Origin of the sequence: Nocardia salmonicida NBRC 13393 (assembly GCF_001613085.1) — a bacterium.
Classification (GTDB): Bacteria; Actinomycetota; Actinomycetes; order Mycobacteriales; family Mycobacteriaceae; genus Nocardia; species Nocardia salmonicida.
Window position 1 is genome coordinate 131,919 of record NZ_BDBR01000022.1, and the last position, 22,829, is coordinate 154,747.

A 22,829-nucleotide genomic window follows, 5' to 3' on the forward strand; every position below is an offset into this window, starting at 1 on the left:
CGCGATGGCGCGGTGGGGCACCGAAAAGTCTCGTGGGGTGGACGCCACGGTGTGGCGCGTGGTCGGTTCGCCGCTGGTGGGGGCGACATCGGCAGGCCCACTCGCCGGGCACACGGTGGCTGTGAAAGACCTGTTCGCGGTCGCCGGACACCCCATCGGCGCGGGTGTCGAGGACTTTCTCGCCGAGCGCGCCCCCGAACCCCGCCACGCCGCGGTCGTCGCCGCCCTGCTCGCGGCGGGCGCCACCATTACCGGCATCGCCCGGACCGACGAGTTCGCCTACAGCATCACCGGCGGCAACGGACACACCGGCATGCCGCTCAATCCAGCTGCCCCGGAACGAGTTCCGGGTGGTTCGTCGAGCGGGCCTGCCGTAGCGGTCGCCCGCGGCGAGGCGAGCATCGGCCTCGGCACCGACACGGCGGGTTCCATCCGCGTACCCGCTTCCTACCAGGGACTCTGGGGCATCAGGACAACCCATCAGAGCCTCGACACCACTGGCCTACTGCCGCTGGCGCCCTCGTTCGACACCATCGGCTGGCTCGCCCGTGATGCCGGTGCCCTGCTCGCTGTGGCCGATGCGCTGCACGCGGATTCCGTCGTGCCCCAACAGGGCACGCTCTCCGACTCGGCGCAGGCTGACGTCGGCGAGTCCGCCCAGCGCCCATCAGCGGCGAATGCCTGCTGGACGACGCGGGCCGACTCGGCATCGAGATCCGGTGCGCCGAGTGCCGCCGAATCCTCGATGGAGGGGATGGAACTCGTCGTCGACCCGGCCCTTTCGGCGGCAGCGGAGTCCGAGATCGCCGAACAGTGTCTGCGGGCCGCCGTGGAACTCGGTGCTCGACCGATTGCCCTGCGTGGTGACCTCGACCGCTGGTTCGCGGCGTTTCGGACAGTGCAGGCGTACGAGGCTTGGGCCGGGCACGGTGCCTGGCTCAGAGCGCATCCCGGCGCGCTCGAACCCGAGGTCGGCGACCGTTTCGCCTGGGCCGCAACGGTGACCGCCGACGGTGCCGCCGCCGCGCGCAAGGTCGTGGCCGAGGCCGCCGCGCGGATTCGCGGGACCATCGGCCACGGTGTGCTGGTGCTGCCGACGACGGCGGGACCGCCGCCGTTGCGCGAGGCCGATCAGCGCACGCGCGACGCAGTGCGTAGCGCGACCCTGCGACTGACCTGCCTGGCGTCGATCGCCGGCCTCCCCGCGGTCACCCTGCCGCTGCCCAACCGTCACGGTCTCCCCGCCGGGTTGTGCCTGATCGGCGCCGCGAACACCGACCGTGCCCTCATCCACCGCGCGACCCGCTGCGCCGCCCGACTGGCGAACCTATGAGAAATGGACCCGCAATGCCTGCCTCCGACACGCCGTGGACCGCCACCACTCCCGCGATGAATCGCCCACTCGGCCGGGTTCTCTCGGCCCTGTTCGCGGCATTGCTCATCGCGACCGGCCTGACCGCCTGCGTGTCGACACCGGGCGGCGACAGCGACCCGGCGTCGGTGCGGATCGGCACGCTGCGTGGGCAGCCGCATCTCTACGCGCCCTACTTCATGCAGCGTTTCGCGCCCGCGGGCACCACGTACGAGATCGTGCTGTTCGAGAATTCACCCGATATCAAGAACGCGATCGCCTCAGGCGCCATCGATTTCGGCGTGCTCGGCGCACCGTCGATGCTGGCGGGCAGCGCCGCGGGGCAAGATGTGAAGATCGTTGCCTCCGCCGCCGACGGTGGGTCGGCGCTCGTCGGCAAGCCGGAGATCACCACGGTGAACGGCCTGCGCGGCAAGAAGATCGGATTCCCGCAGGGCTCCTCGCAGGAGATCCTGCTGCGGCTCACCTTGACCGCGCACGGCCTCGACCCGGCCACCGACGTGCAGTTGGTCAACCTCTCCTACTCGGATATGGCCAACGCCTACAAGTCCGGCCGGATCGACGCGTTCCTGAGCGCCGAGACCGCGCCGTCGATCGTCATGCAGGTCGGCGCGCACCCGATCGCTTCGCCGTACGACACCGCGATCGGCGCGGTGAACATCGTCTTCGGTACCAGGGGCGCGCTGATCGACCGGGATCGCGACCGGGTGCAGCAGGCGGTGCGCAGCTTCGTCCAGGCGATCGAGTACATGAAGGGCGATCACACCGCCTGGGTCGATGGGCTCGTCACCACCTTCGGCCTCGACCGCGCGATCGTCGACACCGCCACGAAGAACGTTCGGTTGCGGTGGGAACTCGACGACGAGTATCGCGGCCGGGTGGTCGCCCTGGCCGAGCAGATGCAGGCCTTCGACCAGCTGTCCAAGGCGCCCGACATGGCGAAGGTGTTCGACACCGGATTCCTGACCCCCGCGGGTATCGGGCGATGACGGCGCTCGACGCATCACCGGCCGTGCGCACCACCGAGGCGCCGCCCGACAGCCGGTGGCGGATTCCTGATCGGGCGCTGACGGTGCTGTGGGCGCTCCCGGTCCCGCTGCTGCTCGGGCTGCTGTGGGATCGCGGTGTCGAAGGCGCGTGGACGCTGCCGTTCGGCATCCAGATGCAGTTCCTACCCACACCGTACGACGTGGCGCGGCGCTCGGCCGACCTCGCGTTCGGCGGCGTCATCGGGGACACCTACAGCGGCACCCTGTGGTTGCACCTCTACGCCAGCACGCTGCGGGTGCTGCAGGGGTTCTTGTTCGCGGCCGCCGTCGCGATCCCGCTCGGGATCGTGATGGGTCGCTCCCGGCTGGTCTACCGGATGCTCGAGCCGACCATCAACCTGGTGCGACCGATCCCGGTGACCGCGTGGGCCCCGCTGTCACTGCTGATCATCGGCTTCGGCGACCGCTCGACGATCTTCCTGGTGTTCCTCGCCGCGGTGTTCTCGATCCTGCTGAACACGATCGCCGGGGTGCGCGCGGTGCCGAAGCGGCTGCTCGAAGCCGCCGCGATGCTGGGCACCCCACCCGCGCACACGCTGTACAAGGTGGTGCTGCCCGCCGCCGTGCCGAGCATTGTCTCGGGGCTGCGGATCGCGCTCGGCCTGTCGTGGGTGATCCTCGTCGTCGGTGAGACGGTCGGCATCCGAATCGGGTTGGGGGCGTTGATCACCCAGGCCAGAGAACAGTCACGCACCGACCTGATCATCGCGGTGATGATCGTGATCGGGCTGGCCGGATTCGTCGCGGACCGGTTGCTGATGCTGCTGGTCAAGCTTGTCGCGGGCCGTAGGCCGCTCCTTCCGTGATCGCGCAGACAGGACCCTCATGAAGATCTACTCCACTCGCCGCCGCCCACAGCGCCCCGCGCGCATCGTCGTCGACAGCGTCGGTAAGCGCTATTCCCGTGCACCGGGATTCGCCGTCGACCATGTCGAACTCGACATCGCCGCAGGCGAATTCATCTGTGTCGTCGGCGCCAGCGGTTGTGGCAAGTCCACGCTGCTGCGGATTCTCGCCGGGTTGGAGGCAGCCACCACCGGCACGGTCACCGTCGCCGACGAACCGGTCAGCGGGCCTGGCCCCGAGCGCGGTGTCGTATTCCAGGACTACGGGCTGTTCCCGTGGCTCACGGTCGCCGAGAACATCGCCTACGGACCGAAGCAGGCCAGGATGACCCGGCCCGACATCCGCGAGGTCACCGACCGCTGGCTCGAGACCGTCGGCCTGACCCGAGTGCGGAAGTCGTTCCCGCACCAGCTCTCCGGCGGAATGCAGCAGCGCGTGGCGATCGCCAGGGTGCTGGCGAACAGCCCCGCCGTCCTGCTGATGGACGAACCGTTCGGCGCACTCGATGCCCTCACCCGCACGGACATGCAGGTCGAGCTGAAACGCATCCACCACGAGACCGCCGTGACCGTCGTGTTCGTCACCCACAGTATCGACGAGGCGGTCTACCTGGCCGACCGCGTCGTGGTGATGGCCGGTGGCGCGGCCCACGGCAACGCGGGCCACGTGCGCGAGATCGTCGAGATCGACCTGCCCGCCGAACGCGACTCCACCACACCGGAATTCAACGCCTATAAACGGCGCATCGACGCCCTCGTCCACCGCGGCAACCACAGCGCGGCCTGATCCGTCGTCGCGCGATCCGGTCGAAGTCGGTGAGCCGTGTGCGGCATCGTGCGCAAGCGCCGCATCAGCGTGCGGGGACCGCGCGGGCGAGGATTTCGGTGACTCGGGTGGTGCGCGCGATGATTCGGCCCGCCTTGATGACATAGCAGCGGTCGGGGCGGTCGAGTAGGGCGTCGGCGAGGCGGTGTGTGCCGAGGACGACGAGGTCGGCTCGGGCGCCGACGCGCAGGCCGTGGCGGTCGGCGATGCCGAGCACCCTGGCCGCGTCGGTGGTGGCCATGTCGAGGACCCGGCGCAGGTCGGTATCGCCCGACAGATGACCGGTCTGGGCCAGGAACAGGCCGATGTCGAGGAGGTCCGTGTTGCCGTACGGGGTGAAGGCGTTGCGAATGTTGTTGGAGGAGTACGCGGTTGTCACACCGGCTGCCCACAGCTCGCGGACCGGCGCGACGCCTCGACGTACCGCGGCCTGATCACCGCGCCCGCCGAGGTGCATGTCGGTGGCAGGCAGCGGAACCACGGCGACGCCGGCCTGGGCGAGGCGGGCCATGGTCGCCTGTCGCTCGCGCGGGGGACGGGCGGCCAGGGAGGTGACATGGCCGATGGCGACCCGGCCGCCGAGTCCGGCGCGCTGGGTGGCATCGGCGATGTAGTCGGCCATCGCGAACCGGGGGTCGGTGGCATCGTCGGCGAAATCGGCGTGGATGTCGACGGGGACGCCGAATTCGGCGGCCAGCTCGAAGACCAGGTCCACGTGGCGGCGGCAGTCGGTGACGTCGGTTTCGTTGTAGGAGCACCCGCCGATCACGTCGGCACCGAGGTGAAGCGCCGCGCGCAACAGGTCGAGGGTACCGGGCGCGCGCAGGATTCCTTCCTGGGGAAAGGCCACGATCTGGAGGTCGATCAGGTCGCGATACTCGTCGCGCAGACCCAGCAGCACCTCGACACCGAGCAGCCCGACGATCGGATCGACATCCGGGTGCGCCCGAAGTGCGGTGGTGCCGTGGGTGATCGCCTGATCGAGGACCCGGCGCGCCCGGTCGCGCACGCCGTCGGCGGTGAACCCCCGTTTGAGTTCGCCGGTCACCTCGATCGCGCCCGCGAGGGTGCCGTCGGGCGCGCTCCGCTGACGATCGAGCAGCGCCTTGTCCAAGTGCACATGGGATTCGATCAGTCCAGGAATGACAACCCTTGTCGCGCAATCGATCTCGGTTGTCCCGATGGCAGGTAGCGCGGGCCCGATCGCGGTGATGACGCCGTCGGTGACGGCGATATCGACCAGGTCGGCGTCATCGGCGATACACGCGCGACGCAGCAGCAGATCGACCATGACAACCTCCAGTCGCAGAACGGGACCTCGTTTGTATACGACTCTGAGGTTTCGGGCGATGACGGCGATTGCTGCGCCCGTGTTACGTCCTAGGGCGTAGGTACGGACGCGGGGGCGGGCTCGGCTTCGGCCCGTGGTCGCAGGCGATAGGCCGAGGTGGCGTGGGCGATGTGTTCGGCGACCACCGTGCTCGCTCGGTCGGGATCCCGCGCCTCCAGTGCCGCGCAGATCTCCTCGTGCTCCTGCCAGGAATCCTCGGCGCGGCGAGGGAGTTCGACCGAGTACACCCAGGCGATCTTCCAGCTCAGCTGGGTGATCAGCTGGCTGAGCAGCGCGCTGCCCGACGCCTCGGCCAGCACCTCGTGGAAGCGGCTGTTGAGCCGGGCGAGCTCGCCGAGTCTGCCGTCGCGCACCGCTTCCTGGCCGAGGGAGGTGAGTTCCTTGAGTCGTCCCAGCTGTTCGGGGGTGCGGCGTACGGCGGCCCTACCGGCGCACATCGGTTCCAGCAATGCCCTGATCTCGAGCAGATCGGCCGCCTCCGCCTCGGTGAGCTCGGCGACGAAGGTTCCCGCATAGGGGCGTGACCAGGCGAATCCCTCGGCTTCGAGGGTGCGCAGCGCCTCACGGACCGGGACGCGGGAGACGCCGTACCGCTCGGCCAAGGTGTCCTCGGTGAGGCGCTGGCCGGACCGGAACTCGCCCCGAATGATGTCGTCGCGGATCGCGCGGCACACCTGCTGCGGTGTCATGCGCCCAACGGTGTTGCTCACGTCGCCCCCAACGGTCGAATGGCCTTCGCAGGAATTGCTCCAAATCTACGGCATTCGGGTGGGGGTTCTGCCCCGCCATCGCTCGGCGCGAACGCGTGCCAATTATCGTATACGATCGCACGACGTTCTGTCGGAAGGATTTCATGGACCCCGTGCATCTAGCGCTGCTGCTGGCCGCAGGACTCGGCGCAGGCTTCTGCAACGCCATCGCGGGCGGCGGCAGCCTGCTCTCGTTCCCCGCGCTACTCGCACTCGGCTTGCCCCCGGTGACCGCCACTGTCACCAATTCGGTCGCGGTCTGGCCGGGCTACCTGGGGGGTGCGGCCGCACTGCGCAAGCGCGCCGAGGACTACCGCGCACTGCTGCCGCGGCTCGTCGTGATCAGCGTCGCCGGCGCCGGGCTCGGGGTGCTCGCGCTGCTCGCCGCGCCGGCCGAGGTGTTCGCCGCGCTGGTGCCGTTCCTCGTCCTCGGGGCGACCGCGGTGTTCGCCGCGCAACCATGGCTCTCGCGCACTCTCGGTGTCCGCCACTCGGATTCGCGCACCACCCTCTACCTCGGGGTCTTCGCGGGCAGCGTCTACGGCGCCTACTTCAACGGCGGCATGGGCATCGTGCTGCTGACCGCTCTCGCCCTCGGCCTCGATGCCTCCGCGCAACTGCTCAACGGACTGAAGAGCCTGCTCACGCTGACCGTGTCGACCACCGCCATGGTGGCCGTCGCACTGTTCGGACCGGTGGACTGGCTCGTCGTCGCGATCCTCGCACCGGCCTGTCTGCTCGGCGGTGTCCTCGGCGCGAAGTTCGCCGACCGGCTGCGACCCGCCGTCTTCCGGACCGTGGTGATCGTCTTCGGCGTCGGCGCCGGGTCCGCCATGTTGATCACCGGCTGATCGCGCCCACCCGACCGCCACACCCCGCGACCGAAAGGACCCCTGATGACCGACCTACTCCTGCGCGGTGGCCGACCGTGGACACCCGGCGCCACACCGGAACTCGCTGACCTCCACCTCGCCGACGGCCGGATCGCCGCGATCGGCACGAGCCTCGCCGCGCCCGGCGCCGAGATCATCGACCTGGGCGGTGCGTTGGTGCTGCCCGGCCTGGTGGAAACCCACTGTCACCTGGACAAGACCTTGTACAGCGCGCCATGGGTGGCCAACTCGGGTGGGCGAACGCTGGCCGGGCGAATCGCCAACGGGGAACGCCGCCGCGCCGAACTCGGCATTCCGAACGCCGAATACGCCGCGAACCTGTTGGGCGCCATGGTCGGATACGGCACGTCCCATGTGCGCAGCCACGTCGATATCGATCCCGACATCGGGTTGCGGGGCGTCGAGCAGGTGCGGGCCGCCGCCGAACGCCACGCGGGGCGGGTCGAGGTGGAACTGGTCGCCTTCCCGCAGGGCGGGCTGATCACGCGCCCCGGCACCGCCGAATTGATGGCGGCGGCGCTGGCCGACGGTGTCGAGGTCGTCGGCGGCCTGGACCCGGCGGGCTACGACAACGATCCGGTCGGCCAGCTCGATGTGATCTTCGATCTCGCCGACAAGTTCGGCGCCAAGGTCGATATCCACCTGCACGACGGTGGCGCCATGGGCGCCTGGGAGTTCGGTCTGATCATCGAACGCACCAAGGCGACAGGGCTTTCGGGCCGGGTCACCATCAGCCACGCCTACGCGATGGGCCAGCAATCCGACGACGAACAGCGCCGCATCGCCGACGCGCTCGCCGAGGCCGGTGTCGCCATGGTGACCTGTGCGGTCGGTGAGGCGGCGGTCGTTCCCGTCCGCGTGATGCACGAGGCGCGCGCCACCCTCGCGCTGGGCAACGACGGCATCCGCGACCTGTGGACGCCCTACGGCGACGGCGACATGCTGCGCCGCGTCAACACTGTCGCCTACCGTGACCGTCTCGTCGCGGACGCGGAGATCGAACTCGCGCTCGCCGCGGGAACCTATGGCGGCGCGCGGGTTCTCGGCCTCGACGACTACGGCCTCACGGTCGGCGCGCCCGCCGATCTGTTCGTGGTGGAGGCCGAGACGCCCGCCGCCGCGGTGGTGCGACTGCCCGCCCGGCAGCTCGTGGTGAAGTGCGGCCGGATCGTGTCGCGGTCGGGCGTTCCGCAGAGCTGAAGTAATCGTATACGAAACAGGGACGTAATCGCGTAGACCGCTGGCGGCAATGGTATGCCACTAGAAATAGTGCATGAGCGCCACGGTTTCCACCGCCCCCGCACGATCGGGCCGGGACTCGTATACGACTGCTGAACGCGACGAGCCCGGTCCCGCCCTGTCCTTCGATCACGTGACGTTGACCTTCGGCAACGGCACCACCGCCGTCGCCGACATCGACATCGCCGTTCGCAGTGGCGAATTCGTCTCGCTGGTCGGGCCCTCCGGCTGCGGCAAATCGACCCTGCTCCGCCTGGCCGCCGGATTCGAGATACCCACGGCGGGCACGGTCGGGATCGGCACCCGCCGCCTCGGCTACGTCTTCCAGGAATCCACCCTGCTGCCATGGCGATCGGTGCGGCAGAACGTGGAACTCCCGGGCGAGCTGGAAGGTGTCGACAAGGCCACCCGTCGCGCCGCCGCCGCGGACGCCATCGAACGGGTCGGGCTGGCGGGGTTCGAGAAGCACAAACCCGCCCAGCTGTCCGGCGGCATGCGGATGCGCGCCTCCATCGCGCGCGCCCTCACGTCGCGGCCGGAACTGTTCCTGTTCGACGAGCCGTTCGGCGCGCTGGACGAGATCACCCGGCAGCGGCTGAACGAGGAGGTGAGCACCCTGTTCCGCCGTGACGGGTTCGCCGGAGTGTTCGTCACCCACTCGGTGGGGGAGGCGGTGTTCCTGTCCACGCGAGTGGTGGTGCTGACCGGTCAGCCGGGTCGGGTAACTGCCGACATTCCGGTTCCGTTCGACTTCCCGCGCACCCCGGAGCTGCGCTACACCCCCGAATTCGCCCGCCTCTGCGCCGAGGTGTCGGCGGCGCTGCGTGGACAGGAGACCGCCGCATGACCACCGTCGCCATCCCAGGGGCAGTCGTCGCGGAATCGGCGGCGAAACCGAAGTACCGCTGGCCTTTTCGGATCGCCCCGGTCCGTGTCATCGCCCCGATCCTGGTGTTCGTCGCCGTCCTCGGAATCTGGTCGCTGGTCAGCCACCAACTGCTGGCCGAGGAGTCCCGGTTCCTGCTGCCCGCGCCGGAACAGGTGATCGGCAAGGGGTTGCTCGATCCGCTGGCGCGGTCGACGATCCTGACCGCGCTGTGGTCGACGGTGCAGGTCGCGCTCGTCGGGCTGGTGATCGCGATCGCGCTCGGCGTCGGCTTCGCGGTGGTCATGAGTCAGGCGCGCTGGGCCGAATACTCGCTGTATCCGTACGCGGTGGTGCTGCAGACGATTCCGATCCTCGCGGTGGTGCCGCTGTTCGGGTTCTGGTTCGGCTACGAGTTCTCCAGCCGGGTGATCGTCTGCGTGATGGTGGCGCTGTTCCCGGTGATCACCAATACGCTGTTCGGCCTCAAATCGGTGGCGCCCGCCGAGCACGACCTGTTCACTCTGCACGGCGCCTCGCGGTGGCAGCGTTTGGTGAAACTGCAACTGCCCGCCGCCCTTCCGGCGATGATCTCCGGCTTCAAGATCTCCGGCGGCCTGGCCATCATCGGCTCCATCGTGGCCGACTTCTTCTTCCGTCAGGGCGAACCCGGCATCGGCCGGATGATCGATGTCTACCGTCAGCAACTCGCGACCGAGGAACTGCTCACCGCGCTGCTGATGTCCTCACTGGTCGGCCTGATCCTGTTCTGGTTCTTCGACTTCCTGGCCGGGCGCGTGGACCGCGCGCACGGACTACGTCGCGGCAAGTAACTCACTTCCTATGTCCCACTCGTACATTCGCTCGACCCGAAGGATTTCCGGTGCGCAAATCTCTCCTCGCCACGGCCGTATTCGCCGGCGCCACAGTGCTGACCGCCTGCAACAGCGCGACCTCGGTGCCCGGCCCCACCGGTCAGGGTGTCCTCGCGGGTGTCTGCCCGTCGACCGTGGTCATCCAGACGGATTGGTTCGCCACGCCGGAGCGGGCCGCGGCCTATCAGCTGGTCGGACCGAACGGCACGGTCGACGTGAAGAAGGGCGCTTACTCCGGTCCGCTCGGTGACACCGGCGTGAATGTCGAAGTGCGCCTGGGTGGCCCGTTCCTCGGTGGCCAGCCGGTGCCCGCGCAGATGTATCAGGACCAGAGCATCACCCTCGGTTTCGTGCCGACCGACGACGCCGTGCGGGCACAGTCGAAGTTCCCGGTGACGGGGGTGTTCGCCTCGCTCGACGTCAATCCGCAGATCGTCCTGTTCGATCCGGCGACCTACCCGCAGATCACGTCGTGGAAGGACGTTCCCGCATCGGGCGCACCGGTTGTCTACAGCGAGGGCAAACTATTCATGGACTATCTGATCGCCCACGGCGACGTGAAACCCGATCAGGCCGATGCCTCCTTCGACGGCACCCCCAGCCGGTTCGTCGCCGAACGCGGCCGGGTGATGCAGCAGGGGTACGTCTCCAACGAGCCCTACCGGTGGGAACACGACGTGAAGGGGTGGCTGAAGCCGGTGAAATCGTTGCTGATCCACGAGTCCGGCTACGAGATCTACCCGCACGCCTGGTCGGTGCGCGCCGGGGAGATGGAAAAACTCAGCCCCTGCCTGAGCAAGCTGGTGCCGATGCTGCAGCAGGCCCAGATCGACTACATCAGCGATCCGGACCCGGTCAACGCGGCGCTGCTGCGCATCGCCGAGACGATTCCCGATGGTCCGCCGATGACCGCGGGCGGCAACACCGACTCGGTGAAAGTCCAGCTCGCCCAGAGGATCGTCGGCAACGGCCCCGACAACAGCCTCGGTGATTTCGATACCGCCCGAGTCGACCGGGTGATCAGCGCCGTCACTCCGATCCTGCGCAAGCGTGGCGTCGAGGTTCCCGACGGCCTCGCCGCCGACGCGATCGTCACCAACAAGTTCATCGATCCGACGATCGGACTGAAGAGCACGCCGTAGCGGCCTGCTCGACCTGCGCACGCGCAGGTTGGTCGCGGATCCGGCGCGGGTCCGGGCCGAGCACGCCCGCGATCCCGCGCTGCTCGGGCTGTCGCCGCGACCGGCGTGAGATCGTGTCGTTGGTGGGTCCGAACCCGGGGATGCTCTAGACTTTCGAACAACTGTTCGTGTCTTCGAAGGGGTGGCCGGTGCGGGTGATGGGCGTCGATCCGGGGCTTACCCGGTGCGGGCTCAGCATGGTGGACAGCGGACCGGGCCGGAAGGTGGTCGCCCTCGATGTGGGGGTGGTGCGGACGCCGCCGGACGCCGAGCTGGCCTTGCGATTGATGGCTGTCGCCGATGCCGCCGAGGAGTGGATGGATACCCACCGGCCCGAAGCTGTCGCGATCGAGCGGGTATTCGCTCAGCACAATGTGCGCACCGCGATGGGGACGGCGCAGGCCGGTGGGGTGATCGCGCTGGCCGCGGCGCGGCGCGGGATCCGGGTGGCCTTCCATACGCCCAGCGAGGTGAAAGCCGCTGTCACCGGGAACGGTACGGCGGACAAAGCGCAGGTGACCGCCATGGTCACGCGAATTCTCGGGTTGCAGGTGGCGCCGAAACCGGCGGATGCCGCCGACGCGCTCGCACTGGCGATCTGTCATTGTTGGCGGGCGCCGCTGATGGATCGGATGGCGGCCGCGCAGGCGCAGGCGGAGCAGGTTCGCCGCCGCTACGAACAACGGCTCGCCGAACAACGGAAGGTGGTGCGCGGGTGATCGCGTCGGTACGCGGCGAGGTACTCGAGATCGCGCTCGATCACGTGGTGATCGAGGCCGCGGGCGTCGGGTACCGCCTCAATGCCACCCCGGCCACTCTCGCCGGGCTCACCCGTGGCGAACAGACCCGTCTCTACACGGCGATGATCGTGCGCGAGGACTCGATGACCCTGTTCGGGTTCGCCGACACCGAGGCGCGCGAACTGTTCGGGCTGCTGCAGACCGTCTCCGGCGTCGGCCCTCGTCTGGCGATGGCGGTGCTCGCCGTGCTCGAACCCGAGGCGCTGCGAAAAGCACTGGCCGAGAGCAACGTCTCCGCCCTCACCCGGGTCCCCGGCATCGGCAAACGTGGCGCCGAGCGGATGGTCGTCGAGCTGCGCGACAAGGTGAACCAGGTGGCTGTTCCCACCGGTCCGCCCGGCGCGGAAACGCCGAGTACCCCTGTGCGCGAACAGGTTTCCGAAGCGCTCGTCGGCCTCGGGTTCTCCGCGAAACAGGCCGAACAGGCCGTCGACACCGTCCTCGCCGACCAGCCGACCGCCACCACCTCGGTGGCATTGCGCGCGGCTCTCGGCCTGCTCGGCAAGAACAGGTAGACCGTGTTCGACGACGACATCGACGAGACCGACGAATCCGACCTCACCGCCCGGTATCTCAGCACCGACGGCGAAGCCGAAACCGGACTGCGTCCGACCTCGCTCGACGAGTTCATCGGCCAGCCCCGCGTGCGCGAACAGCTCGCACTCGTGCTGCGTGGCGCCCGCCAGCGCGGCGCCACCCCCGACCACGTCCTGCTGTCGGGACCACCCGGCCTCGGTAAGACCAGCATGGCGATGATCATCGCGGGCGAACTGGGCACCGCCCTTCGCATCACCTCGGGACCGGCCCTGGAGCGCGCGGGCGACCTCGCCGCCATGCTGTCCAACCTGGTCGAGGGCGATGTCCTGTTCATCGACGAGATCCACCGAATGGCCCGCCCGGCCGAGGAAATGCTGTACCTGGCGATGGAGGACTTCCGCGTCGACGTGGTGGTCGGCAAGGGCCCCGGCGCGACCTCGATCCCCCTCGACATCGCCCCGTTCACCCTGGTCGGCGCCACCACCCGCTCGGGCGCGCTCACCGGCCCGCTGCGCGACCGCTTCGGCTTCACCGGTCACATGGACTTCTACGACCCCGCCGAACTACTGCAGATCCTCACCCGTTCGGCCCGCATCCTCGGCGTGCAGATCGACCAGGACGCCGCCGCCGAAGTCGCCGGACGCTCCCGCGGTACCCCACGGATCGCCAACCGGCTGCTGCGCCGGGTCCGCGACTACGCCGAGGTCAGAGCCGACGGGTTCATCACCCACCCCATCGCGATGGCGGCGCTCGAGGTCTACGACGTCGACGCGCTCGGCCTCGACCGGCTCGACCGCGCTGTCCTCGGCGCGCTCGTGCGTGGCTTCGGTGGGGGACCGGTGGGTGTGTCGACCCTGGCCGTGGCGGTCGGCGAGGAGGCGGCCACCGTGGAAGAGGTCTGTGAACCGTTCCTCGTTCGCGCCGGGCTCGTCGCCCGCACGCCCCGAGGCCGGGTCGCGACCGCGGGGGCCTGGGAACATCTGGGCCTGGTGCCGCCGCCCGATCTGGTCATCGGCGCCATCGAAGTGCGTGGGCGTGAACCGCAACCGAGTGTCGAGGGCTTGGACTGAAATACCCCGCCTCCGGACGGGCATCGCGCCGCAACGTCGTCTACTGTCGATTCGGTGGCAGTCCTAGAGGTGGTGCAACGACTCCCCGAGCCGTTGCGTTCCCTGCTGATGAAGCATCGGGAACTTCTGAAATTCGCCGTGGTCGGCGCGGTCACCTGGTTCATCGACACCGGGGTCGTGTACGCGGTGAAACTGACCGTGCTCGGGGACAAGCCGCTCACCGCGCGCCTGCTCGGCGCGCTGATCGCGACCATCGCCTCCTACATCCTCAATCGCGAGTGGTCCTTCCGCGCCCGCGGCGGCAGGCAGCGTAGCCATGAAGCGGCCCTGTTCTTCGCCGTCAGCGCGCTGGGCATCGTGGTCACCATGATCCCGCAGGCTATCTCGCTCTATGCGCTGAACCTGCGTGTGCCGCACGTGGATCCGACGGTACAGATGGTGGCCAACTTCATCTCGGGACAGATCCTGGGCGTCCTGCTGGCCATGGCGTTCCGCTTCTGGGCCTTCCGTCGCTACGTCTTCCCCGACGACCTGCGCGAAGCCGAACTCCACAGCATCCAAGGGTAGGAACGGGCGTAACCCCCATCGGCGCCAGCCGCCAGAATCACGGACGGCGTTCGGGGTGCTCCAGTGCGGTGATCACCAGGTCGATGAAGGCGTCTACTTCTTCGCGGGCGTAGCCGCGAGTGCCGAGGCGGGTGTCGTTGAAGCGGACGCCGCGCACATCGGAGGTGGTGAGGCTGCCGGGGCCGTTGTGGGCCAGGGTCGCCGCGACCAGGTCGAGGAAGGCGTCGACCTCTTCCTCGTGGTAGCCGCGCCTGCCGACGGCGGACTGGGTGAAACGCATGCGGTGCACGTCGTCGGGGGTGAGCATCTCGGCGACATCGTCGCCGGCACGCGCCGCCGGAACGGGCGGGCCACCCTTCTGCCGGTGTTCGAGCTCGGTCCGTACGCGGTCGAGGAAGTCGTCGACCTGGTCGGCCTGATAGCCGCGACCACCGAAACGCGGTGCGCCGAAGTGCACGTGGCGGATGTCGTCGGCGGTGAGCCCGCCCTGCCCGTCGAGGGTGGCCGACACCTGTTCCAGGAAGGCGTCGACCTCGTCTGCGTGGTAGCCGCGATGGCCCAGAGTCGGCATGGCGAAGTGGGTGCGGCTCACATCGTCGGGCGTCACAGCGGTCATTGTCTCAGGATTGCCCTTCTATCCCACGGCTTTTCGCTATCGGGCAGCGGCGCGCACGCCATCGATGAACAGCCGCCGCACGGCGTGACTGTACACCGACATCGATGCCGGATCAGGGGTACGCATGCCCGATACGAGCCCGGCGACGATCATGCCCAGTGCCGCCTTGGCGGTATTGACGGTGTCGATATCGGCGCGTAGGTAACCGACGCGCACACCGTGATCGAGGTAGCGCGTCATGAGGATCTCGGTGGCGTCGACCAGGCCGTACACCCGCGCCGTGAGTTCGTCGTCGATACCGGTGGCGTGGAACAGCAGCAGGTGCGCCGTGCGTGGATCGTCGAGCAGGACGCGGGTGAGCGAGTCGCCGATCCGGTCGATCAGCGCGGCGTATTCGTCGATGGTGGACGCACTCTCGGGCTCCATGTCCTTGTCGAGCGCGCCGAAGATGCGCCCACTCACCTCGTCGATGACATGGTCGATGATGTCGCGTTTGTTCGCGAAATAGCGGTAGAAGGTGCCGTGCCCGATGCCCAGACGCGTGGCGATATCGGCGATTCCGGTGGCGTGATAGCCCTTCTCGGCGAAGCAGTCGAACGCGGTATCGATGATCTCCCTGCGCAATTCGGCTTTGCGCTGGTCGATTCGCGAGGGTGGCTTCGTCACATTGACGATGTTACAGTCGGCGTAATCAGAATGACATGTCATTCTCGTGATCTCAGTGTGGAGGTTCGACATGGTTCCTCAGTTCGACGCGGTCGTGGTCGGAGCGGGTTTCGGCGGCATCGGCGCAGGTATCGAACTCGACCGGCTCGGGCTGCGCGATTTCGTCATCCTGGAACGCGAGGACGACCTGGGTGGCACCTGGCATGTGAACAGGTATCCGGGTCTGGCGGTCGACATCGCCTCGGTGACCTACTCCTACTCCTTCGAGCCGAACCCGCGCTGGACCCGGCTGTTCGCGCCCGGCGCCGAGCTGAAGAAATACGCCGAGCACGTGGCCGACAAATACGATCTGCGCAGGCGGATGCGGTTCGGGACCGTCGTCGACGGTGCGCGCTGGGACGCGGAGAACCAGCAGTGGGTGGTCACGATCGCCGGTGGTGAGACGCTGACCGCGCGCTATCTGCTCACGGCGACGGGGTTCCTGTCCCAGCCCTACACTCCGCCGTTCCCCGGCATCGAGACCTTCGCGGGCAAAATCATCCACACCACCGACTGGGACGCCGACTACGACCTGACCGGTCGCAGGGCCGCCGTCATCGGCACCGGCGCCACCGCGGTGCAGTTGGTGCCCGAGGTCGCGAAGAAGGTCGATGAGCTGACCGTGTTCCAGCGGACCCCGATCTGGGTGGTGCCCAAGGTCGACGCGCCGATTCCAGGGGTGGTGCGGGAACTGTTCGACAAGGTTCCGCTCACACAGAAGGCGGCTCGGCTGGTCAACACCGGCATGCTCGAGGCATTGATGGTCGTCGGCGTGCTGCATTACAAGCAGGCCGAACCGTTGAACCGGGCAGCCGCCGCGTTGGCCAAGGCGCACCTGTTCGCGCAGGTGCGTGACCCCGAGACCAGGGACAAGCTCACCCCGCACTACGACTTCGGCTGCAAGCGCCCGACGTTCTCCAACACCTATTTCAAGACGTTCAACCAGCCGCACGTGCGGCTGGAGACGAACTCGATCGACCATGTGGAGCCCGACGGCATCGTCACCGCCGACGGCCACAAGACCGAGATCGACACGCTGCTGCTCGCCACCGGCTTCAATCTCTGGGACGTGAACTTCCCGGCGATCGAGATCGTCGGGCGCGACGGCGTGAACCTCGGGAAGTTCTGGCGCGACAACCGTTTTCAGGCCTACGAGGGCATCACCGTGCCCAAGTTCCCCAACTTCTTGAGCCTCAACAGCCCCTACTCCTACAGTGGGCTGTCGTACTTCACCACCATCGAGGCCCAGATGAAGCACATGGGCAGGTTGTTCACCGAGCTGTTCCGCCGCGGTGAGCAGACCTTCGAGGTCACCGAGGACGCCAATGCGGAATTCCTCGACCGGATGACCGACAAGCTGGGTTCCTCGGTGTTCTACGGCGGCGACTGCGCCACCGCGCGCAGCTACTACTTCAACCAGCACGGTGAAGCGGCGCTGCTGCGCCCGACCAGCACCGCCGCGGCGCACCGCGAGGCAGTCACCTTTCCGCTCGACGACTACACCTACGGCAGCATCACGTGAGCTGTTTCACGCGCGCGTCGGTGTCCGGTGTGTCGCCGCGACGGGGAACTGGCAGACTGTCAGGCGTACTTGCACGTCCACCACTGACTAGGGACTGACTTCGACGATGGACTTCCTGTTTCCGCTGCTGATCCTGGCCCTGCTCGTGCCGATGTTCTTCGGTATCCGCAAACAGAAGCGGGAGGCCGAGAAGGTCTCGACGATGCAGGAGGCCTTGAAGGTCGGTGACGCTGTCGTCACCACCTCGGGTCTGTACGGCACCATCGTCGACCTCGACGAGAACACCATCGACCTGGAGATCGCCGAGGACGTGGTCACGACGTGGCTGCGCCAGGCGATCCGCGAGGTGCGCGTCGACGAGCAGACGGTCGAGGAGACCCCCGAGGTCACCGACGCCCCCGCCGAGGAAGCCGTGGAACAGACCGAGACCCGGCTGACCAAGGACTGACCAGTCCCTTTTCCCGCCCGGGCGCGTACTGCGTTCCGGGCCGGGCACCGTTGTGCCTACCGATTCAGCCTCGACTTCCGCCTAGGAGATGACCTGCTGTGCCACCTTCCCAAGGATCGGCGCATCCGTTCCGGTTGCTCGGCGTCTACGCCGCGCTTCTGGCCGTGATCTACGCGCTGGTGTTCTTCACCGGTGACCATTCCCCGTCGGCCAAGCTCGGCATCGACCTGCAGGGCGGTACCCGCGTCACGTTGACCGCGCGTACCCCCGACGGCAACAGGCCGAGCCAGGACAGCCTGAAGAAGGCGCAGGAGATCATCGAGAGCCGTGTCAACGGTCTCGGCGTCTCCGGCTCCGAGGTGGTCATCGACGGTGACAACCTGGTCATCACGGTGCCCGGCGAGGACAGCCAGCAGGCACGCGCGCTGGCCACCACCGCCAAGCTCTACATCCGCCCGGTGCTGTTCGCGACCGAGCCGCAGGCAGGCGGCGCGGCTCCGCCCGCGACCGGCACCGCGCCACCGGGTGGCACCGCGCCCCCCGCGGCCACGGAGACTCCGGCGCCGGTGCCCGGTGAATCGACCCCGCCCGCCGAGGGTGCGACGACCCCGGCTCCGCAGTCGCGGGTGTTCCCCGCGCAGGCACCGCCGACGCCGACTCCGCCGCCCGGTGGGCTCACCACCCAGCAGCAGCAGGCCAAGGAGATCGCCGACGCCAAGGCGCTGCGCCAGAGCACCGATCAGCAGGTTCAGCAGGTTGCCGTGGCGGCCATGGACTGCACCAAGCCCGACCCGCTGACCGGTAACGACGACCCGGCCCTTCCGCTGGTCACCTGCTCGCAGGACGGCGCCGAGGTGTTTCTGCTCGGCCCGAGCCGCATCGACGGCCAGGAGATCGCCGACGCGACCTCCGGCCTGAACTCCCAGCAGGCCCGGCACGAGGTGAACCTCGAGTTCAAGTCCTCCGGTGCCGATGCCTGGTCGAAGCTGACCGGTGAGTACGTCAACAAGCGAGTCGCGTTCGTGCTCGACTCGAAGGTCGTCAGCGCCCCGCAGGTGCAGCAGGGCCCGCAGCTGGGTGGTCGTACCTCGATCTCGGGCAGCTTCACCGCCGACAGCGCGGAAGAGCTGGCCAACACGCTGAAGTACGGTTCGCTGCCGCTGTCGTTCCAGACCTCCGAAGCGGAGACAGTCTCGGCCACGCTGGGCCTGTCCTCGCTGAAGGCGGGTCTGCTGGCCGGCGCGATCGGCCTGATCGCGGTGCTGCTGTACTGCCTGCTCGTGTACCGGATGCTCGGCCTGCTGGCCGGGTTCTCACTGATCGCGGCCGGTGTCGCGGTCTACGGCATCATCGTGCTGCTCGGGCGGTGGATCGGGTTCACCCTCGACCTCGCGGGCATCGCCGGTCTGATCATCGGTATCGGTTTGACGGCCGACTCGTTCGTGGTGTTCTTCGAACGCATCAAGGACGAGATGCGCGAAGGACGCAGCTTCCGCTCGGCGGTGCCGCGCGGCTGGCAGCGAGCTCAGCGCACCAACCTGTCCGGTAAGACGGTCAGCTTGATCGCCTCGGTCGTGCTCTACCTGCTCGCCGCCGGTCAGGTGAAGGGCTTCGCCTTCACCCTCGGTGTCACCACGGTCCTCGACGTGATCGTGCTGTACCTGGTCACCGCACCGTTGCTGATGCTCGCCGCGCGCTCGCCGTTCTGGGCCAAGCCGTCGGTGAACGGACTCGGCTCGGTTCAGCAGATCGCCAGGGAACGCGGCCAGGCCAGGTCGAAGGAGATGTCACGATGAGCAACGACAACCCCACCGAGGAATCGGTGAACCTGGACTCCTACGAGCCCACACAGGGCCCGAAGCACGGCTTCTTCGAGCGTCTCTACACCGGCACCGGCGGCTTCCCCATCGTCAGCAGGCGCAAGTTGTTCTACACGCTGTCGGCGGTGCTGCTGCTGATCTCGCTGCTCAGCATCGGCGTGCGCGGTTTCACCCTCGGTATCGACTTCGAGGGCGGCTCGCGTATCCAGATCCCCGCGGCCGAGGGCATTACCACCCAGGAGGTGGAAGACGTCTACTCGCAGGCGCTCGGCCACGGACCGGTGTCGGTGCAGAAGGTCGGTTCCGGGGACGCGGCCACCATCCAGGTGCGTTCGGAGACCCTCGACCTGGAACAGATCGACCAGCTCCAGACCGCGCTCTACGACGAATTCCAGCCCAAGGACTCGTCCGGGCAGGTGAGCCGCAACGCCATCAGCATCGCCGAGATCAGCGAGACCTGGGGCGGGCAGATCACCCAGAAGGCGTTGATCGCGCTGGCGGTGTTCGTGTTGTTGACGATGGTGTACATCGCCATCCGCTTCGAACGGGACATGTCCGTCGCGGCGATCGTGTCGCTGTTCTTCAACCTGTTCGTGACGGCGGGTATCTATTCGCTGGTCGGGTTCGAGGTGACACCGGCCGCGGTGATCGGCTTGCTCACGATTCTGGGTTACGTGCTCTACGACAACGTGGTGGTCTTCGACAAGGTCGAGGAGAACACGCGAGGCGTGCTGCACCTGAACAAACGCACCTACGCCGAACAGGCCAACCTGGCCGCCAACCAGACCCTGATGCGCTCGATCAGTACCACGATCATCGGCATCCTGCCGATCATCGGCATGCTGGTGATCGCGGTGTGGCTGCTCGGTGTCGGCACGCTCAAGGACCTCGCGCTGGTGCAGTTGGTCGGCATGATCGTCGGCGCCTACTCCTCGATCTTCCTCGCCGTGCCGGTGCTGGTCTCGATCAAGGAACGCTGGGGTCCGGTGGCCGCGCACACCAAGAAGGTCCTGGACAAGCGCGCCGGTGTCGGCGCGGGCGCCCGGGTTCCGGTGGGCGCAAGCGCTTCGGCGGCCCGTGGCCCCCGACCGACCGACAGTGGTGCGCCGCGGCCGGGTTCGCGTCCGAGCGGAAAGCGTCAGAAGAGAAGGCACTGACGACCGACAAGCAGGGGGTCTCATCATGCGACGCAGCACGATTCGACTGATCACCGCCCTCGCCACGGCGGCCGTGACCACCTCCGTGGTGGCCGGGTGCTCGGCGAAGAACCAGGTGCCCTCCATCGGGTACGCCGTGGACGCCTCGATCGCCAGCTACAACGGCGCGAGCACGCGCGGTGCCAGTAGTGGCGCCGCCGCGGTGTTCGGCCGCGTGCTGACCGGGTTCTTCTACACCGGACCCGACGGTCAGCAGGTGGCCGACACCGACGTCGGCACGGCCAAGGAAGTGCCGGGCGAGACCCAGACGGTGCAGTACCGGCTCAACCCGGACGGGGTGTACTCCGACGGGGTGAAGACCTCCTGCGACGACCTGGTGCTGGCGTGGTCGGCGCGCTCGGGCAAGTTCACCCGCCCGGGCGATCGCGGGCCCGTCTCGCTGTTCGACGCGGCGAGCACCGTGGGCTACGACGAGATCGAACGGATCGACTGCCAACCGGGATCCAAGGACGCCACCGTGGTGTTCCGGCCGGGCAAGCACTACCTGCCGTGGCGGACGCTGTTCACCGCGACCGAGGTGATGCCGGCGCATGTGGTGGCGCAGGCGGTCGGCGTGCCGAATGTGGTAAACGCCCTGCAGACCGGCGACGGTCCGGTGATCGGCCGGATCGCCGATTTCTGGAACAGCGGCTGGACCGTCAAGGCCGGGGCGCTCGACCTGACCAAGTTCCCGTCGTCGGGTCCGTATCGGATCGAATCCTTCAGTGCGAAGGACGGTCTGGTGCTGGTCGCCAATGAGAAGTGGTGGGGTGACGCGCCCGAGACGAAGCGGATCGTGGTGTGGCCCAAGGGCACCGACTTCGCCGCCAAGGCGAAGGAGAACGCGCTCGGGGTCGTCGATCTCGGGGCCGGGTCGGTCGCGGATCTGAAGCTCGACGGTTTCGACGAGCAGACGGTCGCGAGTCGCGGCGCCGAACAGCTCGTGCTCGCCAGCGGCGGGGTGTTCTCGCGGGTGGAGGTGCGCCGGGCGTTCGCGCAGTGCGTGCCCCGGCAGGCTCTGTTCGACACCCTCGGCAAGGCGGGGAAGGAGCCGCCGAAGTACGGGCTCGGCGCGGGCGTTCTGGATGCCCATGTGGTACAGCAGGATGCGTTGTACTACCCGGCGGTGATCGGGGGCGCCGATCGGTATCGTGGCGCCGACATCCCCGCGGCCACCGCCACCTTGGCCTCCGCGGGCACGGCGCAGCCGACGGTGCGGATCGGCTACCAGGGGCCCGACGTCCGCCGTGCGCGGACCGTGGCGATGATCGCCGAGTCGTGTCGTGGGGCGGGAATCACCGTGGTCGACGCGGGTGCGCCCGACTTCACTCCGCTCAGACTGCCCGAGGGCGCCGTCGACGCGGTACTCGGCGGCACCGGTGCGGTGCCGGGGCCCGCGGGATCGAGCGAGGGTGTTGTCGCGTTCGCCGCGTTGCGGGCAGGTAGCGGCCTCGATTTCGGTGGCTTTGCTAACGGTCGCTACGATGCGATCACCGATCAGCTTGCGGGCGAGTCCAATTCGACCGCGACGCTGAATTTGCTGACCGAGGCCGAGAACCTATTGTGGGCGCAGCTCCCGAGCATTCCGTTGTTCGCGACGCCGCGCGTCATCGCTTTCGGCAACGGGATGCAGAACGGGATCGCCGGGCCGACACAGGCCGGTACCGGGTGGAACATGGATCGCTGGGTGTTGCAGCGATGAGTGGACGTGATGAAAGAGGGTTGATGAGCAAGCACGCGGTGGTCGAGTCCGAGGATCAGGCCAGTGAGCGGACCGCCGAGGCGGCCGAGGCGGTCACCCGGCTGACTCGCTGGCACGACGACTTCCCCACGCCGGGTGTGCGTTTCGCCGATCTCACCCCGGTCTTCGCCGACGCGGCCGGTTTCCGCGTGGTCATCGACTGCTTCGCTGCCATCGCCCCCGACGCCGACCTCGTGGCCGGTGTCGACGCGCGTGGCTTCCTGCTCGGCGCCGGCGTCGCGGCGACCCTCGGCACCGGGGTGCTCGCCATCCGCAAGGGCGGCAAGCTCCCGCCGCCGGTCGTCTCGCGCGAGTACGAACTCGAATACGGTTCCGCCGCACTGGAGATCCCCGCCGACGGCGTCGATCTCGCGGGCAAGCGAATCCTGCTGCTCGACGACGTCCTCGCCACCGGCGGCACCCTCGCCGCCGCGGCCGCCCTGTTCAAGGAGGTCGGCGCCGAGGTGGTAGCCGCCGCGGTGGTGATGGAGCTCGAGTTCCTGCAGGGCCGCGAGCACCAGGGCGACTACCCGGTGACCTCGATCGTCAAGCTCTGACCCGT

Annotated in this window: 23 protein-coding genes; 19 read left to right on the forward strand and 4 right to left on the reverse strand. The window is 68.2% G+C overall.

Annotated elements, in window-relative coordinates; all coding sequences use genetic code 11:
• Positions 1–4: 4 nt before the first annotated feature.
• The 4 genes from NS1_RS21945 to NS1_RS21960 are packed head-to-tail and all read left to right on the forward strand — an operon-like array spanning position 5 to position 4,053.
• Positions 5–1,333 (forward strand): amidase family protein, encoded by a 1,329-nt coding sequence (locus NS1_RS21945; protein WP_063816229.1) that lies wholly within the window; start codon positions 5–7, stop codon positions 1,331–1,333.
• 14 nt (positions 1,334–1,347) lie between these two features.
• Positions 1,348–2,361: an ABC transporter substrate-binding protein gene (locus NS1_RS21950; protein ID WP_218019964.1), complete on the forward strand. Its 1,014-nt coding sequence runs from the start codon at positions 1,348–1,350 to the stop codon at positions 2,359–2,361.
• Positions 2,358–3,227 carry an ABC transporter permease gene (locus tag NS1_RS21955; protein ID WP_063816224.1) on the forward strand — a complete coding sequence of 290 codons (870 nt, stop codon included), beginning with the start codon at positions 2,358–2,360 and terminating at the stop codon, positions 3,225–3,227. The genes NS1_RS21950 and NS1_RS21955 overlap by 4 nt, the downstream gene beginning before the upstream one ends.
• Before the next feature lie 19 nt (positions 3,228–3,246).
• Entirely contained in the window at positions 3,247–4,053 is an 807-nt protein-coding gene (locus NS1_RS21960; protein WP_062987276.1) for an ABC transporter ATP-binding protein, read from the forward strand.
• 64 nt (positions 4,054–4,117) lie between these two features.
• On the opposite strand, the gene NS1_RS21965 is transcribed toward NS1_RS21960, so the two are convergent.
• Positions 4,118–5,383: an amidohydrolase family protein gene (locus tag NS1_RS21965; protein ID WP_062987277.1), complete on the reverse strand. Its 1,266-nt coding sequence runs from the start codon at positions 5,381–5,383 to the stop codon at positions 4,118–4,120.
• Positions 5,384–5,472: 89 nt separating this feature from the next.
• The gene (locus NS1_RS21970) at positions 5,473–6,132 is read right to left on the reverse strand and encodes a GntR family transcriptional regulator (protein ID WP_062987278.1); all 660 of its coding nucleotides are present in this window, start codon (positions 6,130–6,132) and stop codon (positions 5,473–5,475) included.
• Between the two features lie 164 nt (positions 6,133–6,296).
• Here NS1_RS21970 and NS1_RS21975 point away from each other — a divergent pair, with 164 nt between their 5' ends.
• The 9 genes from NS1_RS21975 (at position 6,297) to NS1_RS22015 (ending at position 14,219) form a co-directional block, all read left to right on the forward strand.
• Positions 6,297–7,043 carry a sulfite exporter TauE/SafE family protein gene (locus NS1_RS21975; RefSeq protein ID WP_062987279.1) on the forward strand — a complete coding sequence of 249 codons (747 nt, stop codon included), beginning with the start codon at positions 6,297–6,299 and terminating at the stop codon, positions 7,041–7,043.
• A 45-nt stretch (positions 7,044–7,088) separates the two neighbouring features.
• Positions 7,089–8,285, forward strand: coding sequence for an amidohydrolase (locus tag NS1_RS21980; protein WP_062987281.1), 1,197 nt, complete (start codon positions 7,089–7,091; stop codon positions 8,283–8,285).
• A gap of 73 nt (positions 8,286–8,358) precedes the next feature.
• On the forward strand, positions 8,359–9,171 hold the full coding sequence (locus tag NS1_RS21985) for an ABC transporter ATP-binding protein (protein WP_084503903.1): 813 nt from the start codon (positions 8,359–8,361) through the stop codon (positions 9,169–9,171).
• Entirely contained in the window at positions 9,168–10,022 is an 855-nt protein-coding gene (locus NS1_RS21990; RefSeq protein ID WP_084503904.1) for an ABC transporter permease, read from the forward strand. The genes NS1_RS21985 and NS1_RS21990 overlap by 4 nt, the downstream gene beginning before the upstream one ends.
• A 50-nt stretch (positions 10,023–10,072) precedes the next feature.
• Complete coding sequence (locus tag NS1_RS21995; RefSeq protein WP_062987283.1) at positions 10,073–11,206, forward strand: hypothetical protein; 1,134 nt, start codon at positions 10,073–10,075, stop codon at positions 11,204–11,206.
• A gap of 188 nt (positions 11,207–11,394) precedes the next feature.
• The gene (gene ruvC, locus NS1_RS22000; RefSeq protein WP_056810781.1) at positions 11,395–11,964 is read left to right on the forward strand and encodes a crossover junction endodeoxyribonuclease RuvC; all 570 of its coding nucleotides are present in this window, start codon (positions 11,395–11,397) and stop codon (positions 11,962–11,964) included.
• Positions 11,961–12,560, forward strand: a complete 600-nt coding sequence (gene ruvA, locus NS1_RS22005; RefSeq protein WP_062987285.1) for a Holliday junction branch migration protein RuvA — start codon at positions 11,961–11,963, stop codon at positions 12,558–12,560. The genes ruvC and ruvA overlap by 4 nt, the downstream gene beginning before the upstream one ends.
• A gap of 3 nt (positions 12,561–12,563) precedes the next feature.
• Positions 12,564–13,652, forward strand: coding sequence for a Holliday junction branch migration DNA helicase RuvB (gene ruvB, locus NS1_RS22010; protein ID WP_062987287.1), 1,089 nt, complete (start codon positions 12,564–12,566; stop codon positions 13,650–13,652).
• A gap of 54 nt (positions 13,653–13,706) precedes the next feature.
• Complete coding sequence (locus tag NS1_RS22015) at positions 13,707–14,219, forward strand: GtrA family protein (RefSeq protein ID WP_255284634.1); 513 nt, start codon at positions 13,707–13,709, stop codon at positions 14,217–14,219.
• A 37-nt stretch (positions 14,220–14,256) separates the two neighbouring features.
• Here NS1_RS22015 and NS1_RS42190 read toward each other — a convergent pair whose 3' ends face one another.
• Complete coding sequence (locus tag NS1_RS42190) at positions 14,257–14,835, reverse strand: DivIVA domain-containing protein (protein WP_062987289.1); 579 nt, start codon at positions 14,833–14,835, stop codon at positions 14,257–14,259.
• Between the two features lie 36 nt (positions 14,836–14,871).
• Entirely contained in the window at positions 14,872–15,501 is a 630-nt protein-coding gene (locus tag NS1_RS22025) for a TetR/AcrR family transcriptional regulator (protein ID WP_255284635.1), read from the reverse strand.
• 70 nt (positions 15,502–15,571) lie between these two features.
• On the opposite strand from NS1_RS22025, the gene NS1_RS22030 reads away from it, so the two are divergent.
• From NS1_RS22030 to NS1_RS22055, 6 genes are all read left to right on the forward strand, one after another.
• The gene (locus NS1_RS22030) at positions 15,572–17,062 is read left to right on the forward strand and encodes a flavin-containing monooxygenase (protein WP_062987293.1); all 1,491 of its coding nucleotides are present in this window, start codon (positions 15,572–15,574) and stop codon (positions 17,060–17,062) included.
• 106 nt (positions 17,063–17,168) lie between these two features.
• Positions 17,169–17,510 (forward strand): preprotein translocase subunit YajC, encoded by a 342-nt coding sequence (gene yajC, locus NS1_RS22035; protein ID WP_056810762.1) that lies wholly within the window; start codon positions 17,169–17,171, stop codon positions 17,508–17,510.
• 98 nt (positions 17,511–17,608) lie between these two features.
• Positions 17,609–19,306: a protein translocase subunit SecD gene (secD, locus tag NS1_RS22040; RefSeq protein WP_062987295.1), complete on the forward strand. Its 1,698-nt coding sequence runs from the start codon at positions 17,609–17,611 to the stop codon at positions 19,304–19,306.
• Positions 19,303–20,487, forward strand: coding sequence for a protein translocase subunit SecF (gene secF, locus NS1_RS22045; RefSeq protein WP_062987297.1), 1,185 nt, complete (start codon positions 19,303–19,305; stop codon positions 20,485–20,487). Before secD ends, secF begins: the two co-directional genes overlap by 4 nt.
• Positions 20,488–20,512: 25 nt before the next feature.
• Positions 20,513–22,228, forward strand: coding sequence for an ABC transporter substrate-binding protein (locus NS1_RS22050; RefSeq protein WP_062987299.1), 1,716 nt, complete (start codon positions 20,513–20,515; stop codon positions 22,226–22,228).
• 23 nt (positions 22,229–22,251) lie between these two features.
• On the forward strand, positions 22,252–22,824 hold the full coding sequence (locus NS1_RS22055; RefSeq protein ID WP_062987301.1) for an adenine phosphoribosyltransferase: 573 nt from the start codon (positions 22,252–22,254) through the stop codon (positions 22,822–22,824).
• Positions 22,825–22,829: the final 5 nt, after the last annotated feature.